The sequence below is a fragment of the Streptomyces sp. NPDC052107 genome, from assembly GCF_040680215.1.
Taxonomy (GTDB): domain Bacteria; phylum Actinomycetota; class Actinomycetes; order Streptomycetales; family Streptomycetaceae; genus Streptomyces.
Genome location: NZ_JBFAWG010000006.1, coordinates 56742 through 78867, shown reverse-complemented (window position 1 = coordinate 78867; position 22126 = coordinate 56742). Strand labels below are relative to the sequence as shown.

15 protein-coding genes, 1 other RNA gene and 2 pseudogenes are annotated in these 22126 nt (G+C 72.1%); 3 read left to right on the top strand and 15 right to left on the bottom strand.

Annotation, left to right across the window (positions count from 1 at the left end; all coding sequences use genetic code 11):
- Nucleotides 1-21 precede the first annotated feature (21 nt).
- From AB0M27_RS08545 to AB0M27_RS08525, 5 genes and pseudogenes are all read right to left on the bottom strand, one after another.
- Nucleotides 22-764: pseudogene (locus AB0M27_RS08545) on the bottom strand (class I SAM-dependent methyltransferase).
- Between the two features lie 48 nt (nt 765-812).
- Complete coding sequence (locus AB0M27_RS08540; RefSeq protein WP_365719331.1) at nt 813-1973, bottom strand: uroporphyrinogen-III synthase; 1161 nt, start codon at nt 1971-1973, stop codon at nt 813-815.
- Nucleotides 1974-2059: 86 nt separating this feature from the next.
- Nucleotides 2060-3439 carry a nitrate/nitrite transporter gene (locus AB0M27_RS08535; protein WP_365719329.1) on the bottom strand — a complete coding sequence of 460 codons (1380 nt, stop codon included), beginning with the start codon at nt 3437-3439 and terminating at the stop codon, nt 2060-2062.
- A 124-nt stretch (nt 3440-3563) separates the two neighbouring features.
- Nucleotides 3564-3758 (bottom strand): annotated as a pseudogene (locus AB0M27_RS08530) (acyltransferase); the annotation flags it as partial.
- Between the two features lie 194 nt (nt 3759-3952).
- Nucleotides 3953-4927: a LysR family transcriptional regulator gene (locus AB0M27_RS08525; RefSeq protein ID WP_365719327.1), complete on the bottom strand. Its 975-nt coding sequence runs from the start codon at nt 4925-4927 to the stop codon at nt 3953-3955.
- A 75-nt stretch (nt 4928-5002) separates the two neighbouring features.
- On the opposite strand from AB0M27_RS08525, the gene AB0M27_RS08520 reads away from it, so the two are divergent.
- Entirely contained in the window at nt 5003-6295 is a 1293-nt protein-coding gene (locus AB0M27_RS08520) for an MFS transporter (RefSeq protein WP_365719325.1), read from the top strand.
- Here the strand turns inward: AB0M27_RS08520 and AB0M27_RS08515 are convergent.
- From AB0M27_RS08515 to ftsE, 6 genes are all read right to left on the bottom strand, one after another.
- Complete coding sequence (locus AB0M27_RS08515) at nt 6281-7375, bottom strand: hypothetical protein (protein ID WP_365719323.1); 1095 nt, start codon at nt 7373-7375, stop codon at nt 6281-6283. The genes AB0M27_RS08520 and AB0M27_RS08515 overlap by 15 nt on opposite strands.
- Nucleotides 7376-7563: 188 nt before the next feature.
- Nucleotides 7564-7932, bottom strand: a transfer-messenger RNA (tmRNA) gene (ssrA, locus tag AB0M27_RS08510).
- 159 nt (nt 7933-8091) lie between these two features.
- Nucleotides 8092-8571 carry an SsrA-binding protein SmpB gene (smpB, locus tag AB0M27_RS08505; RefSeq protein ID WP_365719321.1) on the bottom strand — a complete coding sequence of 160 codons (480 nt, stop codon included), beginning with the start codon at nt 8569-8571 and terminating at the stop codon, nt 8092-8094.
- A gap of 56 nt (nt 8572-8627) precedes the next feature.
- On the bottom strand, nt 8628-9803 hold the full coding sequence (locus tag AB0M27_RS08500) for a S41 family peptidase (protein ID WP_365719319.1): 1176 nt from the start codon (nt 9801-9803) through the stop codon (nt 8628-8630).
- 67 nt (nt 9804-9870) lie between these two features.
- Nucleotides 9871-10788, bottom strand: a complete 918-nt coding sequence (gene ftsX / locus AB0M27_RS08495; protein ID WP_365719317.1) for a permease-like cell division protein FtsX — start codon at nt 10786-10788, stop codon at nt 9871-9873.
- A 34-nt stretch (nt 10789-10822) separates the two neighbouring features.
- Complete coding sequence (gene ftsE / locus AB0M27_RS08490) at nt 10823-11512, bottom strand: cell division ATP-binding protein FtsE (RefSeq protein WP_031159396.1); 690 nt, start codon at nt 11510-11512, stop codon at nt 10823-10825.
- Nucleotides 11513-11748: 236 nt separating this feature from the next.
- Here ftsE and AB0M27_RS08485 point away from each other — a divergent pair, with 236 nt between their 5' ends.
- Nucleotides 11749-11940 (top strand): hypothetical protein, encoded by a 192-nt coding sequence (locus tag AB0M27_RS08485; protein WP_023550109.1) that lies wholly within the window; start codon nt 11749-11751, stop codon nt 11938-11940.
- Nucleotides 11941-12113: 173 nt separating this feature from the next.
- Here AB0M27_RS08485 and AB0M27_RS08480 read toward each other — a convergent pair whose 3' ends face one another.
- The 4 genes from AB0M27_RS08480 to AB0M27_RS08465 form a co-directional block, all read right to left on the bottom strand.
- The gene (locus tag AB0M27_RS08480) at nt 12114-13016 is read right to left on the bottom strand and encodes a hypothetical protein (protein ID WP_365719315.1); all 903 of its coding nucleotides are present in this window, start codon (nt 13014-13016) and stop codon (nt 12114-12116) included.
- A gap of 297 nt (nt 13017-13313) precedes the next feature.
- Nucleotides 13314-14420, bottom strand: coding sequence for a peptide chain release factor 2 (gene prfB / locus AB0M27_RS08475; protein WP_365719313.1), 1107 nt, complete (start codon nt 14418-14420; stop codon nt 13314-13316).
- A gap of 691 nt (nt 14421-15111) precedes the next feature.
- Nucleotides 15112-16335 (bottom strand): serine/threonine-protein kinase, encoded by a 1224-nt coding sequence (locus AB0M27_RS08470; protein WP_365719311.1) that lies wholly within the window; start codon nt 16333-16335, stop codon nt 15112-15114.
- 158 nt (nt 16336-16493) lie between these two features.
- Nucleotides 16494-18134: a protein kinase gene (locus tag AB0M27_RS08465; protein WP_365719309.1), complete on the bottom strand. Its 1641-nt coding sequence runs from the start codon at nt 18132-18134 to the stop codon at nt 16494-16496.
- 337 nt (nt 18135-18471) lie between these two features.
- On the opposite strand from AB0M27_RS08465, the gene AB0M27_RS08460 reads away from it, so the two are divergent.
- Nucleotides 18472-22002 carry an FHA domain-containing protein gene (locus AB0M27_RS08460; protein WP_365719307.1) on the top strand — a complete coding sequence of 1177 codons (3531 nt, stop codon included), beginning with the start codon at nt 18472-18474 and terminating at the stop codon, nt 22000-22002.
- Nucleotides 22003-22126: the final 124 nt, after the last annotated feature.

The window sequence follows — 22126 nt, the reverse complement described above, 5'->3', positions numbered from 1 at the left end:
GGAACCCCTCGTACCGCTGGTTCAGGAGGAGCCGGGGGTCCGGCGCAGGACCAGGGACAGGAAGCCGAAGGAGTCCCGGTAGACGCGCAGCCGCTCGGTGCGGCGGGCCGTGGCGGTCGCGAGCGCCTGCGCGCCGTCCGGATCGTCCGGGTGGTCCAGGGCCCATCCGGCCAGCGAACCCCAGCAGGCCCATTCGTAGTCGTCCAGCTCCTGGCGCGTACCGATGTGACCGTCGACAGGAGTCCAGCCGTCGGCGACGACACGGTCCACGGTGGTCGCCAGGTCGGTGAAGTCCCCCAGCATCTCGATGACCTCCCGCGACGGGGGCCGTTCCCAGAACCCGTCGCCGATCAGGACGCGGCCGCCGGGAGCCAGGTGGCTGCCGGCCGCGGCAGCGTGGGGAGCAGACCGCCGAAGGCGTGCGCGGCCCCGAAGCTGAGGATCACGTCGAACGGCTCCGCCGACACGAACTCCTCGGCCTTTCGGTGGTGCAGGACGAGACGGTCCCGGACGCCGAGGTCACGCGCCGCGGCGGATGCCTGGGCCAGAGCGTCCTCGGAGATGTCCACGCCCTCGGCACGCACACCCGGTCGCAGGGCCAGGGCCCGCAGAAGCCATTCCCCCGGGCCGCAGCCGAGGTCGAGCACCCGCTCGTCGCCCCCGGGGAGGCCGCGCTCCAGCAGCCGCCGCACCGAGTCGTCGTCGAGCGGGGACTTGATCGGGTGTCCGCGATGAGCGATCCGGGACATCTGTTCACGGTTCACCGGTGCAGCGTGCCAACGGCCGAGGTGACGCGCACCCGTTTACGGCGCCTACGCGTCCGCGTACTTCGCGTCCGTCGCCGGGTCCAGGGCCAGCCGGTAGCCGCGCTTGACCACCGTCTGGATCAGCTTGGGGGCGCCGAGGGCCGTGCGGAGTCTGGCCATCGCCGTCTCCACGGCGTGTTCGTCGCGGCCCGCGCCCGGCAGGGCGCGGAGGAGGTCGGCGCGGGGCACGACCCAGCCGGGGCGGCGGGACAGGGCCCGGAGCAGGGACATGCCGGCCGGGGGGACCGGCTTGAGGGCGCCGTCGACGAGGACCGCGTGGCCGCGGATCTCCACACGGTGGCCGGCGATCGGCAACGCGCGGGCGCGGGCCGGGAGTTCCTGGCAGAGGAGTTGGACCAGGGGGCCGAGGCGGAAGCGTTCCGGCTGGATCGTGTCCACGCCCTGGGCCTGGAGAGGGAGCGCCGTGACCGGGCCCACGCAGGCCGGGAGGACGTCGTGGGCGAGGGCTGACAGCAGGTCGGTGAGCAGGCCCCGGTCCTCCGCCCGGGAGAGCAGTGAGGCGGCCGCGGGGGCGCTGGTGAAGGTGAGGGCGTCCAGGGAGCGGGAGACCGTCGCGTCCAGGAGGCGGTCCAGCGGGGTGATGTCCTCCGGGGGCATCCAGCGGTACACCGGGACCGGGACCACCTCCGCTCCCCCGGCCCGCAGGGCTTCGACGAAGCCCGGGAGCGGTTCGCCGTGCAGCTGTACGGCGATACGCCGGCCGTCGACCCCCTCCTCCAGCAAGCGGTCCAGGACTTCGGCCAGGGATTCCGAGGACGGGGACCACTCCTCCGTCAGGCCTGCCGCGCGGATCGCGCCCTTGACCTTCGGGCCCCTGGCCAGGAGTTCGGCGCCGCGCAGCCGGCCGAGCAGCTGCTCGCCGAGGCCCCAGCCGTCGGCGGCCTCCACCCACCCCCGGAAGCCGATCGCCGTGGTGGCCACGACCACGTCGGGCACCTGGTCGATGATCTCCTTCGTCGCGGCGAGGAGCTCGCCGTCGTCGGCCAGCGGCACGATGCGCAGGGCCGGTGCGTGCAGGACGGCGGCACCGCGCCGCTGGAGCAGGGCGCCCAGCTCGTCGGCCCGGCGCGCGGCGGTGACGCCCACGGTGAATCCCGCGAGCGGACCGTGCTCGACGGCTCCGCGTTGCTGCTCTTCGTCGTACATGGGCTCTCCTAGCTGGCCGGCGCGCGAATCGAGGCTGTCAACGGTGCGTGACAGGCTCGGTTCGGCTTGATTGCGCCGGTGTTACGTCACACTTCGGCGTAGCTGAGCTGTGCCTTTGCCCCCGAAGCTGCCACTGTCACGGCCTGTCGCGCCGGGCGGCGAAGGTATACGGCCCACGTCACGGCGAAGCAGAGCCCGTAGAAGCCGAGGAAGGCGACGAACGCTCCGGTGCCGCTGCCGTAGGACAGGAAGGACTGGCGGAAGGCGAGGTTGATGCCGACTCCGCCGAGCGCGCCGACCGCGCCGATGAGGCCCATGGAGGCGCCGGACAGCCGGCGGCCGTAAGCCGCCGCGGCCTCCCCCTCCAGGCCCTTGGCCAGGGCCTTCGCCTGGAAGATGCCGGGGATCATCTTGTACGTCGAGCCGTTGCCGAGCCCGCTGAGCACGAACAGGACGACGAAGACGGACACGAACAGCGGCAACGACTTCGCCTGGCTCGCGGCGATCAGCACGGCCGTGGCGGCGGCCATGGCGACGTAGTTCCACAGGGTGATGCGGGCGCCGCCGAAACGGTCGGCGAGCCGGCCGCCGAGCGGGCGAATCAGGGAACCGAGCAGCGGGCCGATGAAGGTGAGGTAGGCCGCCTGGAGCGGGGTGCGGCCGAACTGGATCGTCAGGACCTGGCCGAAGGCGAAGCTGTAGCCGATGAAGGAGCCGAAGGTGCCGACGTAGAGGAACGACATGATCCAGGTGTGGGCGTCCTTCGCGGCGTCCTTGGCCGCGCCGGTGTCGTTCTTCACGGAAGCCAGGTTGTCCATGAAGAGGGCGGCCAGCACCGCGGCCACGACGATCAGCGGGATGTAGATGCCCAGCAGGACGCGCGGGCCGCCGCTCGCGCCGATGACCGCGAGGGCGACGAGCTGGATGACGGGCACGCCGATGTTGCCGCCGCCCGCGTTCAGACCGAGCGCCCAGCCCTTCTTCCTCATCGGGAAGAAGGCGTTGATGTTGGTCATCGAGGAGGCGAAGTTGCCGCCGCCGATGCCGGCCAGCAGGCCGACGACGAGGAACGTGGTGAAGGACGTGCCCGGTTCCATGACCGCGAAGGCCGCGATGGTCGGGATCAGCAGCAGGCTCGCCGAGATGATCGTCCAGTTGCGGCCGCCGAAGACGGCCACGGCGAAGGTGTAGGGGACGCGCACGACCGCGCCGACGAGGGTGACCATCGAGGTCAGCAGGAACTTGTCGGCGGGCGTGAGTCCGTATTCCGGGCCCATGAACAGGACGAGGACGGACCACAGGGTCCAGATCGAGAAGCCGATGTGCTCCGAGAGGACGGAGAACCAGAGGTTCCGGTTGGCGATCCGCTCCCCGGTCGCCTTCCAGAATCCCTCGTCCTCCGGGTCCCAGCGCTCGATCCAGCGGCCACTGCGACGGGTTGGGGCTGTTGGGGCTGGGGCTGTCATCACGCCTCCACGGGGCTCCGGCTGCTCGGTCTGCCGTCGACCTGCCATCGACTGACTCAGCCCGAAGGTAGGGAGGGCGCGTTTCCTGCCTGTGGCTGTGAGTGACCGGAAGGGAACGTTGCTCTCACTCGCGACGGGGCCGCCCGGTGAGGGCCGCTCGCCCGGCCCCGTTCGGCCACAGCCGCGGACCCCGCCTCGCCGCGAGGTCCTCGATCCAGCCGAAGGCCGGGAAAGTCAGCCCGATCAGCGGCCACACCAGCGGGAACATCCACGGCGTGTAGGGGGAGTCCGGCGCCGCCACCGCGCTGTCGCTCTGGAGACGGCCGGGTGGCGGGGGATGCGGGCCAGCAGGCCCTCGTGGCGGGCGAGGCCCAGGACCCAGCAGGCCGTGCGCCTACGACTCCGGGCCCGCGTCGGCCGGACCTGGCCCCCACCTGGCCCGAACGCCCCCTTACTCGGAGAATTCGTGGTGGCCGGATACCACTCGTGGATCAGTTGTGGATCACCTGTCGATCACCTGTGGGCAGCCATCACACCGGCGTCGATGGCTGGAATCCATCCCTCGGCCGGCCGCCGCAGCCACCCTTCCGCCGCCGCGAGTTCGGCCGTCGCCCGGCGCAGCGCGTCCAGTCCGGGATGGACCAGCCCCTTCCACCACACCAGGGAGACCGGCGACAGCGGAACGGGATCGACGAGCGGCCGGCGCACCGTGCGGGGCAGCGCCGGGAAGTCCACGACGGCCAGGACCGGATGCCGGTTCTTGGCCATGATCCGCTCGAACTCCTCGTCCCCGACGGCCAGTGGCAGGGGTGCGGCGAGCCGGATGCCGCGCTCCTCGAAGAGCCGGCTCGCCAGGTCGGTCCACTCCAGGGTGCGTGGGTTCCCGGCGCCGGCGTACATGGTCTCGCCGGTCAGCGCGGCCAGCGGCACCTCGGCGAGGGTGGCCAGCGGATGGTCCTCGGGCAGGACGACGGCCATCGGCTCGTAGCGGACGGGCTGCTGTTCGAGGCCGGACCGCAGCGCCGGGTCCAGGCCGGCGAAACGGCCGAAGGAGGCGTCCAGCCGGCCGGCCAGCAGTTCGGCGGCGGCCCCGGTCAGGCCGCTCTCGTAGCGGGCCATCAGCTCGCAGTCCGGGGCGAGTTCACGGGCCCTGTGCAGCACACGACGCCCGGTGACCAGGCCCGGTGAGTTGAGGTCCACCAGCAGCGGGCGGGCCTGTCCGAAGGCCGCCAGCAACTCCTCCTGCGCCGCCAGGACCCGGCGCGCGTACGGCAGCAGCCGAACGCCGTCGGCGGTCAGCGTCACCTGCCGGGTGGTCCGTACGAACAGCTCGGCGCCCAACTCCCGCTCCAGCCGCCGTACGTCACGGCTGAGGGCCTGCTGGGCGACGTACAGACGGGCGGCCGCCCGGGTGAAGTGCAGTTCCTCGGCCACGACGACGAAGGCACGCAGGAGACGGGGATCCACAGGGTCGGGCACGGCAGGCAACTTACAACACGGGTGCGTGAATCGGCGCCGGGAAGGTGTTGGACCCCTTGATCCACTCCGGGCGAGGGTGGATCCATGCCCCCGCTCATATCCGCGACCCGCGCCTACCGCCGTCTCTTCTCCCTCCCCGGCACCCGTGCCTTCACCACCGGCAACCTCCTCGCCCGCCTGCCCATGGGCATGTTCAGCGTGAGCGCCGTCGTGATGATCGCCGGCTCGCGGGGCTCCTACGCCCTGGCCGGCGCCGTCACCGCGGCCGGTCTCGCGGCGACCGCGCTGGCCGGGCCGTGGATCGCCCGGCTCGTGGACCGGCACGGGCAGGCCCGGACAGCCGTACCGGCCACGCTCGTCTCCGCCCTCGGCAGCCTGGCCCTGCTGCTCTGCGTCCGCTACGGCGCCCCGGACTGGACCCTGTTCGCCGCCTACGCCCTCACCGCGGCCACCCCCAACATCGGCGGCCTGTCCCGCGCCCGCTGGGCCCATCTGCTGCGCGACGACCCCGGCGCGCTGCACAGCGCGAACTCCTTCGAGCAGGCCGCCGACGAGCTGTGTTTCATGCTCGGCCCGGTCCTCGCGTCCTTCTTGACGGGCACGTTCTTCCCGGAGGCGGGCACACTCGTGGGTGTGGTGCTGCTGCTTGCCGGCATGCTGCTGTTCACATCCCAGCGCGCCACCGAGCCACCGTCGCGGGCCCGGTCACGGGCCCCGTCGCCACTGCGCAGCCCGGGCGTCCCGCCGCTGCTGGCCTGTTTCATCGCGACCGGGGCGGTGTTCGGCTCGATGGAGGTCGTGACGATCGCCTACGCCGACGCCCAGGGACATCGCGCGGCGGCGGGTGTCATCCTCGCCCTTCAGGCGGCGGGCTCGTGCGTGGCGGGCCTGGTCTTCGGGACGCTCGAGCCGAAGCACACACCGGCCCACGCCCACGGGGCGACGGACCCGGGAGGTTCCTGTGGGGCGCCCCCGTCCGCCGGGCGCGGGCTCTCCCGTTGCCTGGGCGCGATGGCCGGGCTGATGACCCTGCCGTGGGTGGCGGCGGCGACCGCCGGTGGCCTGCCGATGCTGGCGGGTGCGCTGCTGGTGGCGGGCATGGCGACCGCGCCGACCATGGTGACGGCGATGAGCCTGGTGCAGCGGCGTACCCCCGCCGACCGCCTCAACGAGGGCATGAGCCTGGTGGTGACCGGGCTGCTCACCGGCATCGCCTGCGGCTCGGCGACGGGCGGCTGGGCGACCGAGCACCTCTCCCCCGTCGCGGCCTTCGCGGTACCGGCCGCCGCGGCCGCCCTCGCCCTGCTCGTCGACTCGGGCGCGCGGGCGGCCGGTTCGCTCCGCCGAGAGGTGGCGCGCGGGTCAGTTCTGTCGTAGTGCGGGCATGGGCAGCGGGATGCCGTAAGCGGTCGCGCCCGCGCCCACGCCGCCCTCACAGGTGTTCGGCGGGGTGGTGCCGGTGCCCCGGGTGGAGGGACGTTCGGCGGCCCAGAACATGTGGCCGAGCATGCCGGAGGTGCTGCCGGCGCCGTTCGGGGCGACCGACTGGACGAACGAACCGGTCGAGTTCTCCAGGGAGTTCACGAAGTCCGTGCACTCGGGCAGGGACTTGTTCTGGTCGCTGATGTAGACGGCGCCGGTGAACTTGGCGGGTGCGAGCGGCGGGATCGGGGGTGAGTAGGTCGGCTTGCCATCCACATGTTCCTGCCAGTTGGCGATGGCCGAGCTGGTGGAGGGCTGCCGGGCGGGCACCATCGCGTTGGCGTAGTCGAGGACCGGCGTGTCGGTGCGCAGCCAGTCGCGGGTCGCCTTGCGGTCGAGGTCGATCAGCCAGCGGTCGCCGGCCGCCAGGTCGATGGTGAGGCGGGCTGCGGGGTCGGCACCGGAGGCGTCGTACGGGTGGACGGACCGGTAGGCGTCGATGAAGGACTGCAGGCCCGTGAGGTCGGGGCCGGTGTTCTGCTCGTAGTCGATCTCGATGCCGACGCCGAGGTCGCTCGCCAGGGCGGCGGCCCGCTGTCCGAGGAGGGCCGGGTTCTCGGCGAGCGCGCTGTCCCAGGAGTCGGTGTAGGTGATTCCGCCGATGGAGAGCATCACCCGGATCCCGTGGGCGGTGAAGTACTGGACGATGTCCTTCGTCATGCCGCGGGGCACGCCGTTCAGCGTGGTGGCGTCGGTGGTGCCGTGCAGCAGTTTGAGGGGTTCGACGAAACTGAGGACGACGAGGTTGACCGAGGGCCGGCCGTCGCCGCGGTCGATCAGCCAGTGGTTCTGGCTGTCGAACTCGCTCACCGTGCGAACGGTGCCCCAGACGCAGGCGTCGTTCGAGCAGTGCCAGGCGCCATAGATCTGCACCGGGGTGGTGGCCGCGGCCGAGGCGGCAGGGGCCTGCGGGACGGCCAGGGCGCCGAGCAGCACGAGGGCGAGCAGCAGTCTGCGGCGGAACCGGGTGCGCATACGAACCTCCGGGAGGGGTGCGGCCTGGGGGACGCGGGAGGTGGCGCGGGCAGCGTGGCAGGTCCAGACCAATCCTGCAAGGGGGCGGGCGTGCGCGGTTCCCGGCATGACGTTTCCGAGCATGACGAAGGCCCCGCCGCTCGAAAGCGACGGGGCCGTTGCCCACATGGGGTGCCCCCGGAGGGGCGTTGTGGAGATGGCGGGAATCGAACCCGCGTCCAACGGTGCGGAACCAGGGCTTCTCCGTGTGCAGTTCGCTTCGCTTTTCTCGGCCCCGGCGATCACGCGAACAAGTCGCCGACGGGCTCAGTCACTGTTTGGTTTCCCTCTTCACCCCGTGACCGGGATCAAGGTTTAGTTCCCTAGCTGATGCCAGGATCCGGGTCGGGAACAGCCCCGGGCTGACACTTCGCAAGTCGCTACTTAGGCAGCGAGGGCGAAGGAATCGCGCTTGGTGTTGGCGATTATTTTTTTCGGCCTGTGGTTTACGAGATCATGGCCGCTTCCTCGACACGCTTCCCCTGCTTCGACAGCCGCTGTCGAAACCGATCATCCCCATGTTGATTTTTCAAACCCTCCGAGGAGGGTCACACGCACCCGCTGTGAGGTGCAGATGCCATCGTACGGGAACAACGCCCGCCCATGCCACCGTATTCCCGCCGGTCACCCGGCCGTCGTATCCGGTTCAACGCGACCGGGGGTCGGTACATTCCCGGCTAGCCGCGCTGCCTGCGCCGCGCCGACGCCATCGCCCGGTCCGTCTCGCGCCGGTCCTGCTTCTCGCGCAGGGTCTGGCGCTTGTCGTACTCCTTCTTGCCCCTCGCCAGCGCGATCTCGATCTTGGCGCGGCCGTCCTTGAAGTACAGGGCGAGGGGCACGATAGTGTGCCCCGTCTCCTGGGACTTCGACTCCAGCTTGTCGATCTCCGCGCGGTGCAGCAGCAGCTTGCGCTTGCGGCGCGCGCTGTGGTTGGTCCAGGTGCCCTGGCTGTACTCGGGGACGTGCACGTTGTGCAGCCAAGCCTCGTGACCGTCCAGTTGCACGAAGCCGTCGACCAGCGAGGCCCGGCCCTGGCGCAGCGACTTCACCTCGGTGCCCATGAGGACCAGACCGGCCTCGTAGGTGTCGAGGATGTGGTAGTCGTGCCGCGCCTTCTTGTTCTGCGCGATCAGCTTGCGCCCTTTTTCCTTAGCCATAGTGCCGCCCATTTTGGCACCACTCAGGGGGTGCGAGTACAGCGGATTACGCGTGGCTACGAGGGATCACCCAGGCCGGTGAGGACCGTCTCGGCCCGGGTCAGGGCCTGCGGGCCCGCCTCCAGGTCGGGGGTGATGCCCCGGCCGTCGACCGCGTGGCCCGAGGGGGTGCGGTAGTGGCCGACGGTCAGCTCGGCCACCGAGCCGTCGGGCAGCTCGGTCGGCATCTGGATGGAGCCCTTGCCGAAGGTGCGCGAGCCGATCACCACCGCGCGGCCCCGGTCCTGCAGGGCTCCAGTGAGCATCTCGGCCGCGCTCATGGTGCCGCCGTCGACCAGGGTGACCAGGGGCCGGCTGGTGTCGCCGCCGGGGTCGGCGTGCAGGGAGCGCTGGGCGCCCTTGACGTCGTAGGTGGCGACCAGGCCGCCGTCGAGGAAGGCGGAGGCGGTGTCCACCGCCTCGGTGACCAGGCCGCCGGAGTTGCCGCGCAGGTCGAGGACGATCCCGTCGTCGGCCGGGGCGTGCCGCAGAGCGGCGCGTACGGCGGCTGCGGAGCCCTTGGTGAACGCGGCGATCCCGATGACGGTGACCCCGCCCGGCAGCCGGCGCACGGTCACGGAGTCGGTGGACAGGCTGGCCCGGTGCAATGTCTCGGTCCACGCGCGCGCGCCGCGCTGAAGGCCCAGGGTGACGGGCGTGCCCGCGGCCGCGTCGTCGGCGTCGCCGCGCAGTAAGGAGACCACCTCGGTGACCGGCCGCCCGTCGACCTTGCTGCCGTCGACGCTGAGCAGCCGGTCGCCCTTGCGGATTCCGGCGTCGGCGGCCGGCGAGCCCGGCTGCACCCGGGTCACCACGATCCGGCCGTCCCGCTCGCGCCGCGCCCACAGGCCGACGCCGGTGTAGCGGCCGCCGAGGGCCTCCTGGAACTCCTGGTACTCGTCCTCCGAGTACACCGCGCCCCAGCGGTCCCCGCTGCGGCTGACGGCCCGCTCGGCGGCCTCCATCGGGGACTTGCCGTCGGCCATCGCCTCGGCGGCGGCCTTCTGCACGTCCTCGTGCCCGCTCGCCGTGGGCGACGGACCGGCGACGGCCTTCCGCGCGGACACGGGTGCGTCGGGTTCCGGGAAGGAGCCGGTGGCGGCGCCGGTTACCAGGACGCCGGCGAAGACCAATGTCAGGGCGGCCCCGCGGCGGAAGCGGCGGGGCGGACAGAACAGGTCGCGGCCTGACATGGCGGTGAGTCTAGGACAACGCGAAGGGCCGTACGGGCGGATGCCCGTACGGCCCTCTTGGCATGTGTCACACCTTCAGGTACTTGCGCAGCGCGAAGAACGCCGCAAGTGACGGCATCAGAACGCTCGTTGCGAGGATCAGCGGCAGCTTGGCCAACACCGCGTCCCAGCCGACGAAATTGATGAGCGTGAGCTTGTGGGAGAGGTCCATGCCGTGGTCGATGGTGAAGTACCGGCCGACCACCAGGCCCACGCACGCGAGTCCGCCGCCGATGAGTCCGGCGACCGCGGCCTCGGCGATGAACGGCGCCTGGATGTAGAAGCCCGAGGCACCGACCAGGCGCATGATCCCGGTTTCACGCCGGCGGCTGAACGCCGATACACGCACGGTGTTGACGATCAGCAGCAGCGCGACGATCAGCATCATCGCCATCACGCCGAGCGCGCCCCGGTTCATCAGGTTCAGCAGCTGGAAGAGGTTGTCCAGGATGCCCTTCTGGTCCTGCACGGACTGCACACCGGCGCGCCCGTTGAAGGCCGACGCGATGACCTGGTACTTCTGCGGGTCCTTGAGCTTGATCCGGTACGACTCCTGCATCTGGTCCGGCGTGAGCGAGCTGGCCAGCGGGGAGTTGCCGAACTGCTCCTTGTAGTGCTTGTACGCCTCGTCCTGCGACTCGTAGGTGACCTTCTCGACGACCGTCATCTTGTGCAGGTCCGAGAGGATCTGCTTCTTCTGGTCCTCGGTGACCGCGCCCTTGGCGCAGTTGACGTCCGATTCGGCGTCGTGCTTGTTGCACAGGAAGATCGAGACGTTGACCTTGTCGTACCAGTAGCCCTTCATGGTGCTCACCTGGTCGCTCATCAGCAGCGAGCCGCCGAAGAGCGCCAGGGACAGGGCGACGGAGACGATGACGGCGAAGGTCATCGTCAGATTGCGGCGGAGACCGACACCGATCTCCGACAGGACGAACTGGGCGCGCATGGCGTCTTGTCGAGCCTTTCCGTCGTGAACTTGCTTAGTGCTGGTAGCCGTAGACGCCGCGGGCCTGGTCGCGGACGAGGCGGCCCTTCTCCAGCTCGATGACGCGCTTGCGCATCTGGTCCACGATGTTCTGATCGTGAGTCGCCATGATGACCGTGGTGCCCGTCCGGTTGATGCGGTCGAGCAGCTTCATGATGCCGACGGAGGTCTGCGGGTCGAGGTTGCCGGTGGGCTCGTCGGCGATCAGCAGCTTGGGCCGGTTGACGAAGGCCCGCGCGATGGCCACGCGCTGCTGTTCACCACCGGAGAGCTCACCGGGCATCCGGTCCTCCTTGCCGCCGAGCCCGACGAGATCGAGCACCTGCGGCACGGACTTGCGGATCTCGCCGCGGGACTTGCCGATGACCTCCTGGGCGAAGGCCACGTTCTCCGCGACGGTCTTGTTCGGCAGGAGCCGGAAGTCCTGGAACACCGTCCCCAGCTGGCGGCGCATCTGCGGCACCTTCCAGTTGGAGAGGCGTGCGAGGTCCTTGCCCAGCACGTGCACCTGGCCGTGGCTGCACCGCTCCTCGCGGAGGACCAGCCGCAGGAAGGTGGACTTTCCGGAGCCGGAGGACCCCACGAGGAACACGAACTCGCCCTTCTCCACTTCCAGGGAGACATCCCTGAGTGCGGGGCGGGTCTGCTTGGGGTAGACCTTGGAGACGTTGTCGAATCGGATCACGGATGCACCACGGGTCGCCGGGGGTAGATGAGCGTGACCATACGCGACCCGGGTGTGCAAGTGCAGTCGCAGGTCGAGGTTGGGTAAGGCTTGTACGTTTTTGTACCCAACGCTGTTCTCTTCCCGCTCTCCAAGGCCCCGCGCAAGCTCCGCGGGAACCTGGCACAGTGGAGGGGGAACGTTCTCGTTCCCGTGAGCGTTGTACGAGTGATGGCCGGTGCAAGGAGGGCGGGCGCATGACGTACGACCGGTTGGTGTGCGCGAACTGCGCGGCGCCCGTGAGTGAGGGCCGGTGCCCGGTGTGCCGTGCCAACCGCGAGCGACTGCAGCAAGAGGGTTTCCTGGGCGGGGTGAACCCGATGGCGCTGATCGCCCTGCTGGCGGTACTGATCGCCGCTGTGGCGCTGCTGGCGCACCAGACCGCGTAAGAACCGGCGCGTGTAAGAAAAGTCGCAAAAACAGGTGCCGGAAACCCGTCAGGGCCCGGAGCGTCGAGCTCCGGGCCCTTCCGTATGCGCGGTTGACGCGCTGCGTGACCGTATGACTACACAACAGCCGTGCGGCTGCGCCATGGCCGTATGGTCATGCGATGGCCGTACGGTTACGCGGCCGCGCCGCCCCGGCCGTTGACCAGACGCGGCAGGACGCGGAAGCCGATGCCGCCGGCGATCATCGTCGCGGCGCCGATGAGCAGGAACGCGGTCTGGCCGGCACCGGTCTCGGCAAGCTGCTTGTCGCCGCCCTGGGCCTGGGTGTCGGAGCCGGTGTCGGTGAGGGTCGAGGAACCCTCCTCCTGCGAGGCGTTGTCGTTGCCGCCGCCCTGCGGGGTGTCGTTGTTGCCGCCGGTGGTGGAGCCACCGGTGCTGCTGCCACCGGTGCTGGAGGAGCCGCCGGAGTTGCCGCCGCCCGTGGTGTCGGAACCTCCGGCGCCGTTGCCGCCGCCGGTGGTGGTGCCACCCGTGCCGTTGCCGCCGCCGGTGGTGGTGCCACCCGTGCCGTTGCCGCCGCCGGTGCCGTTGTCACCGCCGTTTCCGTTGCCACCGCCGGTGCCGTTGTCACCGCCCGTGCCGTTGTCGCCACCGGTCGTGGTGTCGCCGCCGCCGATGACGCCGCCGATGGTGACGTCACCGCCAGTGGTGGTGTCACCGCCGGTCGTGGTGTCGCCGCCGGTCGTGGTGTCGCCGCCGGTCGTGGCGTCGCCGCCGGTCGTGGCGTCGCCGCCGGTCGTGGTGTCACCGCCGGTCGTGGTGTCACCGCCGGTCGTGGTGTCACCGCCGGTCGTGGTCCCGCCGGTGGTGCAGATGCCGAGGTCGCAGCCGCCGTCACCGCCGTCGGTGCCGCCGTCGTCGCCCTCGCCGTTCGCGTGCGCGCCCAGGCTGATCGGGCCCGCCTGGACACCGAGATCCAGGGCGGAGGCCGCGCCGGCCGCGGTCAGTGACGCACCGGCCGCGATCACGGCGCCGGCGGCTATCCGCGCGACCCGGATCCGCGTCTTCTTCGTCATATGGTTGCTACCCCCAGTAGCTGATCGTCAATGAGGCGGCGCATGGGGCGTTGCCGTGATCGACGGGAGGCAGCCGGTGACGAAGTCGCGTCAACTCATTCCCCCGGTTCACATGCGCCCCTGAAGTACGCATGCCGCACTTCACCCTTCCGATTTTTCAAAGCAACGTCAAGGCCGTTGCGGGCGCAATGTCCTATCGGGGGGCGTTTGAGGCGAGTTGAAGCCTGTGAGTGTGATGTAAAACCCAGACAAAAGACAACTGCCGCCTCTCGGGCGGCAGTTGTCATGTCGACAAAATTACTTCTCCTGCTGCTTGCGCCAGCGAATGCCGGCCTCCAGGAAGCCGTCGATCTCGCCGTTGAACACGGCCTCGGGGTTGCCGACCTCGTACTCGGTGCGCAGGTCCTTGACCATCTGGTACGGGTGCAGCACGTACGAACGCATCTGGTTGCCCCAGGAGTTGCCGCCGTCGCCCTTGAGGGCGTCCATCTTGGCCTGCTCCTCCTGCCGGCGCCGCTCCAGCAGCTTGGCCTGGAGGACGTTCATCGCGGTGGCCTTGTTCTGGATCTGCGACCGCTCGTTCTGGCAGGAGACGACGATGCCGGTGGGGAGGTGGGTGATGCGGACCGCGGAGTCGGTCGTGTTGACACCCTGACCACCGGGCCCGGAGGACCGGTAGACGTCGATGCGCAGGTCGCTCTCGTCGATCTCGACGTGGTCGGACTGCTCGACGACGGGCAGCACCTCCACACCGGCGAAGGACGTCTGCCGACGGCCCTGGTTGTCGAAGGGCGAGATGCGCACGAGGCGGTGCGTTCCCTGCTCGACGGAGAGGGTGCCGTAGGCGTACGGCGCCTGGACGGCGAAGGTGGTCGACTTGATGCCGGCCTCTTCGGCGTACGACGTCTCGATGAGCTCGGTCTTGTAGCCGCGCTGCTCGGCCCAGCGCAGGTACATGCGCTGGAGCCGCTCGGCGAAGTCGGCGGCGTCGACGCCACCGGCCTCGGCACGGATGTTGACGAGCGCCTCACGGGAGTCGTACTCACCGCTGAGCAGCGTCCGGACCTCCATCTCGTCCAGCGCCTTCCTCACCGCGGCCAGCTCAGACTCGGCCTCGGCACGGGTGTCCGGGTCGTCCTCCTCCTCGGCCATCTCGAAGAGGACGGCGAGATCGTCGATCCGGCCGCGCAGCGCCTCCGCCTTCCTGACCTCGGCCTGGAGGTGGGAGAGCTTGCTGGTGATCTTCTGCGCCTCGTCCGGGTTGTCCCAGAGGGACGGCGCGGCCGCCTGCTCCTCGAGCACGGCGACGTCTGCCCTCAGCTTGTCGAGGTCCAGGACGGCCTCGATCGACTCCATGGTCGAGGAGAGGGACTTCAGCTCTTCGGATACATCGACGACTGCCACGCATCCAGCGTAACGGCTCCGCCGAGCACCGAGACCCTGCCGGGGCCCCGGCCCCCGACCCTGGCCTTTACCCACCGCCCCACCCGCCTCGGTCGGCTGGGTACCGCGTCACGAGCCCCGGCCGCCCGCGCCCGGAAGGAACCTGGGCCCGTACCCCCCTCGCCCGGCAGCCTGAGGGGAGCCTGCCGCCCACCGGGCCCGCGGCGATCCGGGGAACTCTCGGCCGACCGAGGCACCCCCTCCCCTGCCCGGGAGCCTGTGAACGCCTCCCGGTTGCCGGCTCCGCGGTGATCTGGGCGCCTCCCGGCCGACCGGGACGACGCCCTCCACTTCCCTCGGGAGCCGGAGGAGCCCCACCAACCGACCAACCGCAACAAACCGACGCCAGCCGACCGCGACCACCCAGCCCCTTCCACCGAAGCCGGCCGACCACCCAAACGACGACGAACCAGGCCGCCCCTCAGCCGACCGAGGCCCCCACCCCTGCCCAGCAGCCGAAGAAAACCCGCCGACCAACCAAACCGCGACGAACCAGGCCACCCCCCAGCCGGCCGAGACCCCCACCCCTCCCCAAAGCCACGAAACGCCCGTCGGTCGGCCGAGTCGGGGTGGGCTGGGTCACCTTCCAGCCGACCGAGTCGGGTGGGTGGGTGGAAAGCGGGGGTCCAGGGGGCAGGGCCCCCTGGGTCGGTCAGGGGGACGTGGTGTGGGTGGTCGGCGTCGGGTGGTCGTCTCCGCCGGAAGAGGCGAACCAGGCGCCGACGCCCAGGACAGCGGCCAGGACGACCCCGGCCACTCCCAGAGTCACCCGGCGCCGCCGCACCGCGGCCTTGTGCCGGGCCGACCCCGGCCGGCGCGCACCGGTGGCGCGAGGAGCGCGGGCCGTGCCGTGTGCGCCGCCCGCCAGCTCGTCCGGCCCCGGCACCCGCATCGAGGTGTGTGTGTCCCGGTTGGAGTCCGGCTTGGCGTCCGGCACCAGTGACACCGCGCCCCGCCGTCGTACCGGCTCACCCGGCGGAGCCGCCGCCCCCGGCTCCTCCTCCGCCGGGCCCTCGGAGAGCTCCGGCTCGTCCACGTCCAGCGGCGGCATCCCGGCCAGCGTCGGCAGCTGCTCCCGCAGCCGCGCCGCCAGCTCGGAGGCGCGCAGCCGGGAGGCGGGCGCCTTGGCCAGGCACTGCACGATCAGCTGCCACAGCTCCTCCGGGATACCGGGCAGGGGGACGACGGTCTCGGTGACATGCCGGCGCAGGACCGCACCGGCGTGCCCCCCGCCGAACGGGGTGAAGCCCGCCAGCAGCTCGTACAGGACCGTCGCCAGGGCGTAGATGTCCACGGACGCGCGCGGCGGCAGGCCCTCGACGATCTCGGGGGCGAGGTAGTCCGGCGTACCGATGATCTTCGTCGCCCGTGTCCGCTTCGGCGTGTCGATCAGCTTGGCCACGCCGAAGTCGGTGAGCAGGGCGGGGTGGGCGCCGCCGGGTCCCAGCGGGCCCTGCATGTCGAGGAGCACGTTCTCTGGCTTGACGTCCCGGTGGACGACCCCGGCCGCGTGGGCCGCGGCCAGCGCGTCGGCGATGTCGGCGACGATCGCGACGGCCGCCTCGGGGGCGAGCCGCCGCTCGCGCTCCAGCCGGGTGCGCAGGTCGGTGCCGCGTACGAGGTCCATGACCAGGGCCAGGTCGTTGCCGTCGACCACCAGGTCGCGCACGGTGACGATGTGCGGATGCTCCAGGCCGAGCAGCGCGGTGCGCTCCTGCACGAAGCGCCCGACGAGCTCCTGGTCGGAGGCGAGGTCCTCGCGCAGCAGCTTGACGGCGACGGGACCCTCCGGTCCCTCGCCCAGCCACACCGTGCCGGCGCTGCCCCGCCCCAGGATCTGGTTCGCGGTGTACCGGCTGCCGATCTTCCGTGCCAAGACTGCTCCTACCAGACGCGTGTTGCCGATAAAACTACGCGTCCGGCGAGCCAACCTTCACCGTGGAGGCGGAAATCACCCGCCAGGTGTCGACAAATCAGCAAACTCGCGGCCGGTTACCGCGAGTTCGCGCCCCGGCGTGACCCGGGGTCGTGCGCTCAGTTGCCGCTGCCGGAGGAGCCGCCCAGTTGCTTCATCCACTTGCTCACCTGGCCGGCCCAGTGGCTCACCTCGTGCCAGTAGCTGCGGCCCTGCCCGATCCAGGTGTGCACCGGGGTCAGCTCGTAGATCAGCCAGCTCGCCACGACCAGGATGACGATCGTGAAAAGGCAGCCCTTCAGGCAGCCGAGCCCCGGGATCTTCATCGGGTTGGCGCTGCGCTGCCGAGGTGCCCGGGGCTCGCGGGCGGGCCGCTGCGGCTCCGGCGCGGACGGCGCGTACCGCTGCGGCTGCTGCTGCGGGGCGTACTGCTGGGGCTGCTGGGCCCCATAGCCGTACCCCTGCTGGTACGCCTGCTGCCGGCCGCGCGGCTGCGGCTGCTGCGGACGGGCCACCTGCCGCTGGGGCCGGTGGTGCAGCGGGTCGTCCTCCGGGGACAGGTACTGGATCTGCGTCTGCTCGTTGCGGTCGCGGGCGGCGCGCAGCTGGGTCTGCCAGGGGTGCGGCTGCTCGGGCTGCTGCCCCTGCGGACCGGTGTTCGGCAGTACCGCCGTCGGGTCGGCCGCGCCCGTGTTCGGCAGTACGGCGGTGGGGTCGGCGGCGCCGACGGGGCCGCCGGTGTGCGGCAGCACGCTGGTCGCGGCGTTCGGGTCGTACGACCCCGCCGAGCCCTGCGGGAGGACCTGGGTGGGGTCGGCGGCACCGGGCACGCCCGGGACGGCGGTCGGGGCCGGGTCGGGGGCCAGCAGCGCGCCCACGCCCTCGGCGGCGGCGATCTGCGCGGCGTTCGCGTGCACCCCGATGCCCTCGGCGACGACCCGGAGGCCGCGCGCCAGGTTCTCGGCGCTGGGCCGTTCGTCGGGGTTCTTGCGCAGACAGCGCTCTATGACCGTCCACAGCGGGTCCGGGACGGTGGACGGGCGGCGCGGCTCGGCGCTCAGGTGCTGGTGCAGCACCTCCAGCGCGGTGCTGCCGGCGAACGGCGGGCGGCCGGTGACCAGTTCGTACAGCAGGATGCCGGCGCCGTAGATGTCCACGGCGGAGGTCTGCGGGCGGCCCTCGGCGGACTCCGGTGCCACGTACGCGGGCGTGCCGACGAACTCCTGTGTGCGGGTCAGGCCCGGGGAGTCGGCTAGGCGGGCGATGCCGAAGTCGGTCAGCATCGGGTGCATCTGGCCGTCGGCCTGCATGAGCAGCACGTTGGCGGGCTTCAGGTCGCGGTGGACGACGCCGTCGGCGTGGCTCGCGGCGAGCGCGTCGGCGATCTGCGCGGTCATCAGCGCGGCGGCGACCGGCGTGAGAGGGCCGCTCTCGCGCAGGTAGCGGTGCAGGTCGGGGCCGTCGACGAGGTCCATGACCAGCGCCAGCAGATCGCCCTCGACGACCAGGTCGCGGACCCGGACGACGTTCGGGTGGGTGAGGCGGAGCAGGACGGAGCGCTCGCGCAGGAAGCGCATCACGATGTCCGGGTCGCTCGCCAGTTCCTCCTTGAGGACCTTGATCGCGACCGTCTCGCCGGGCTGCCCGGGTACGGCCGCCTCGGCGCCCGCGGTCTCGCGCTGGCGGGCACGCCAGACGGTGCCTGTGGCGCCGCGTCCGAGCGGCTCCTCAAGCAGGTACTTGCTGCCGACTGGCCGCACGTCACGCGCTCCCTGCTGCTTGCTGATGCTTGCTTGTCTGCATTCCGGTTGTCGTCCCGGTTGTTCCGGTCCACTGTAGTGCCGCCCCCGAAGGCACTACGTAAGCGTTCCCGAGCATGTTCGATGTGTTCGACGGAAAGACGCTCCCGTAGGTCCACTGGTTGCCGGAGGCCGGACGTGACCGATCTCAAGTGATCGTTTGTGGGGCACTGGTCAGGCACTTTTGAGGGCAGAGCCGACCAATCAAGATCACTTGATGCCGGGTCCCGGGCGCGTTGTCAGTGGCAGGTGCGAGGATGCCTTGCAGTACTTGCCGACGTGCTCGTGTGGGGTGGGGATGCAGATCCGGCTGACCGTCGTAGACCCGCTGGGCCCGTCCCCGCAGCGGGGCCGCGCCGCGAGCCGCGACGTGCTGGTCACGGCGCCCACCGGCACGGACCTGGCCGCGGTCGCGTCGGCGCTGGCCGGGGCGGTCACCGGGGAGGGCCGCGACGCCGCCAACTCCCCCGTCGTGCTCTACGCCGGCACCGAGCGGCTGGACGCACGCCGCTGCGCCCTCGGCGAGCCTCCGCTGGTCGACGGCGCGGTGCTGTCCCTGGGCGCCCCGGCGGCCCCCGAGCCGCATCCCGAGCTGGACGACGCGCCGACCCAGCTGCATGTCGTCGCGGGCCCGGACGCGGGCGGGGTCCATCTGCTGCACGGCGGCCGGATCACCGTGGGCCGCTCGGCCGACGCGGACGTGCCGCTGGACGACCCCGACGTGTCCCGGCTGCACTGCGTGGTCACCGTCGGGGCGGACGGGCAGGTGTCCGTCGCCGACCTCGGCTCCACGAACGGTACGGCGCTGGACGGGGTCCGGGTGGGCGAGCGCCCGGTGCGGGTCCGTGCCGGGGGCTTGCTGCGGATCGGGGAATCGGCGCTTCGGGTTGCTCCGTCCGGGGGGCCGAGAGCGCGGACCGTCTCCGACGGGGAGGGGTGCCTTCGGGTCGCCCTGGGGGGCGGCTCCACGGACCGGCCTTCGGCCGGGTCCGGTTTCCCACCCGCACCACCCGTACAGCCATCGCCGTCGGCGGCTGCGGGTGACAGCGGTTCGAGCGGACCGACGTCCGTAGGTGCCAAAGGCGCCTCCGAGATCGGGCAGCACAGCTACGGCTCCGATGGCTGGGGGACCTCCGGCAGTGGGGGGCAGGAGCATCAACGGGGGTCGGCCGTGGTGCCCGGACAGGGCAGGGCGCCCCGGATCGAGAACGCGTCCGGTGCCGCTTCCCGCGGGGACACGCACGCGGAGCACTTCGGGGTCGGCGGGACGGACGAGGCGCCACTGGGCAGTGGCCGCAAGGACACTCCCGTCCGGGGCATCGACGCCCCGCAGGGCGCACGGCGGCGTGGGCTCGGTGCCTGGGCGCGCCGGCTGGCCGGTGGGCGTGGCGAACAGTCCGCCGGTCCCGAGACGTACGGCGGCACCGGCGCCCGTGTCGGCACCGGCCCGGCGGCCACCGCGCCGCAGCAGCCCGAGACCTGGCCGGATCCCGCCGCACTGCTGCTGACGGCACTCGGCCCCGGGCCCCGGCTGTGGGAGCGCGGAGCCAGGCATCCGGAGACGCTGACCGTGCGGCTCGGTACGGCGGACCGGAGCACGCCGGACGGCTCCGGCCTGGTGCCCGCGGTGCCCGTGACGGCGGCGCTGCGCGAGGCGGGCGCGCTGGGACTGGCCGGCCCGCGCCCCCGGCTGTCCGGGCTGACCCGCGCGGTGCTGGCCCAGCTGGCCACGCTGCACTCCCCCGACCTGCTGGAGATCGTGCTGATCAGCGCCGACCGCTCCCGCCCGGTGGAGGAGCGCACGGCCGAGTGGTCCTGGCTGGGCTGGCTCCCGCATGTCCGGCCGGGTCATGGCCAGGACTGCCGGCTGCTGCTGGCCTACGACCGCGAGCAGGCGGCGGCCCGCACGGAGGAACTCCTGCGCCGGGTCGACGACCAAGAGGCGACCGGCCGAACCGCGGCCCGCCCCGCCCCCGCCCGAGTTCCGGCACCCGGCACCCCGAAGGGCGCCCCCGCGCACGGCGACCCGACCGGGACGGCCACGCCCGGCTCCCCCACGGGCACGCCCGCCGAGGGCACCCGAACCCAAGGCGCGGTCCCGGACAGCACCTCCAGCCCGCTGGACTTTCCCAACCACCCCGGCACCCCCGCACCCGGGTCCGGCACCACCGCACACGCCTCCGGCGTCCCGGCCCGCAGCGGCACCCACCCGTCGGCCGCCCTCTCGGCCCCCACCCGCCGCCCCTCCTGGGCCAGGGATGACGTCGAGGTCGGCGGGGGCAGTGGTTTCGCCGGTCCCTACACCGTCGTCGTCGTGGACGGAGACCCCGGTGGCGGCGCGCTGCGGGAGGCGGTCGCACGGCTGGCCGTGGCCGGGCCGCGGGCCGGGATTCATGTGGTCTGTCTCGCCGAGACCGAGCCCGCCTCGCCCGCGTCCCCCGTGGCGCGGACATACGAGGCCGCGTGCGCGGTGACGCCGACGTTCCGGCACTGCGGTGCCGTGGCGATGCTCAGCGGGGATGTCGCGACGGCGCTGCATCTGCTGCGGGTGGCGCCGGGCGGACCCGTCGGACCGGGAACGCTCGCCGCCGTGGACGCCGTGTCCCCCGCCTGGGCGGAGCGGTTCGCCCGGGCGCTGGCGCCACTGCGGCCGGACGGCCCGGCCGGCGAGCGGGACACGCGCGTGGCGGCGCCGTTGCCGCAGTCGGCGCGGTTGCTGGACGAGTTGGGGCTGGCCCGGGCCACCCCGGCGTCGCTGATGGCGCGCTGGGCCGACGCGGCCGACGACCCCCAAGCGCTGGGCGGCCGGGCGCGGGCGGTGCTCGGTGCCGGGCCGCGCGGGCCGCTCACCGCCGACCTGGTGGCCGACGGACCTCATCTGCTGATCGAGGGACCGGCCGGCAGCGGTCGTACGGAGTCGCTGCGGGCCGTGGTGGCCTCGCTGGCCGCCGCCGAGCGGCCGGACCGGCTGGGCATCGTGCTGATCGACGGCCGGGACGGGGTCGGGGCCGGCGCCGCGCACGGTGAGGGGCTGCGCGTGTGCACCGACATACCGCATGTCACCACCCACCTCATGGCCAACGACCCCGTGCGCATGCGGGAGTTCGCCCAGTCGCTGGCCTCCGAGCTCAAGCGGCGGGCGGAGCTGCTGGGGCGGACCGATTTCGCGCAGTGGCACGCGGGGCGTGAGGTGTCCGGCCGGATCGTCGCCCAGCGCACGCCGGCCCCCGCCACCGGTGACATAGAGGCGCCGCCCAGCTCCACCCTGCGGCTGCGGCCGGGGTCGGCCGCGCGGCAACGGGCCGAGGCGGCGCCGCGGTTGCCGCGGCTCGTGGTCGTCGTGGACGACCTGGACGCGCTGGTCTCACCCGCGCTCGGCTCGCCGGGCCGGCCCGCCGCCGGTTCGGTGATGCGCGCGCTGGAGGCGGTGGCCCGGGAGGGCGAGCGGCTCGGGGTGCATCTGGTGGCGGCGGCCGGGACCGGCGGTCGTACGGCGGAGACCGAGCCCGCGCGGAGGGCGGCCCTGCGGGTCGTGCTGGACGCTCCCCAGCAGGGGCCGGACGAACCGGCGCCTGGGCGTGGGCGGCTGGCGTACGCGGACGGGCGGGCCGTCGGTTTCCAGGGCGGCCGGGTGACGGGCCGTATCCCGCGTACCGCGACCCAGCGGCCCACGGTGGTCCCGCTGGACTGGCAGCGCATGGGCGACCCCCCGGCCCGCCGGCCGGTACGGGAGCTGGGCAACGGCCCCACCGACCTGGCCCTGCTGGCGAGCGCGGTGGAGCGCGCGGCCCGTGAGGTGTCGGCGGCGGAGGTGCCGTCTCTGCTGTAGCCGAAGAGGCACGCATACACCGCCGGTCACGAGCCGGTCACGATGACCCGTTTGACACAGCAGGCGCTCTTGCCCGCCCCGAGCGGCCCGGCGTACACCGGACCGCACGGGACAGTCTTCTTTA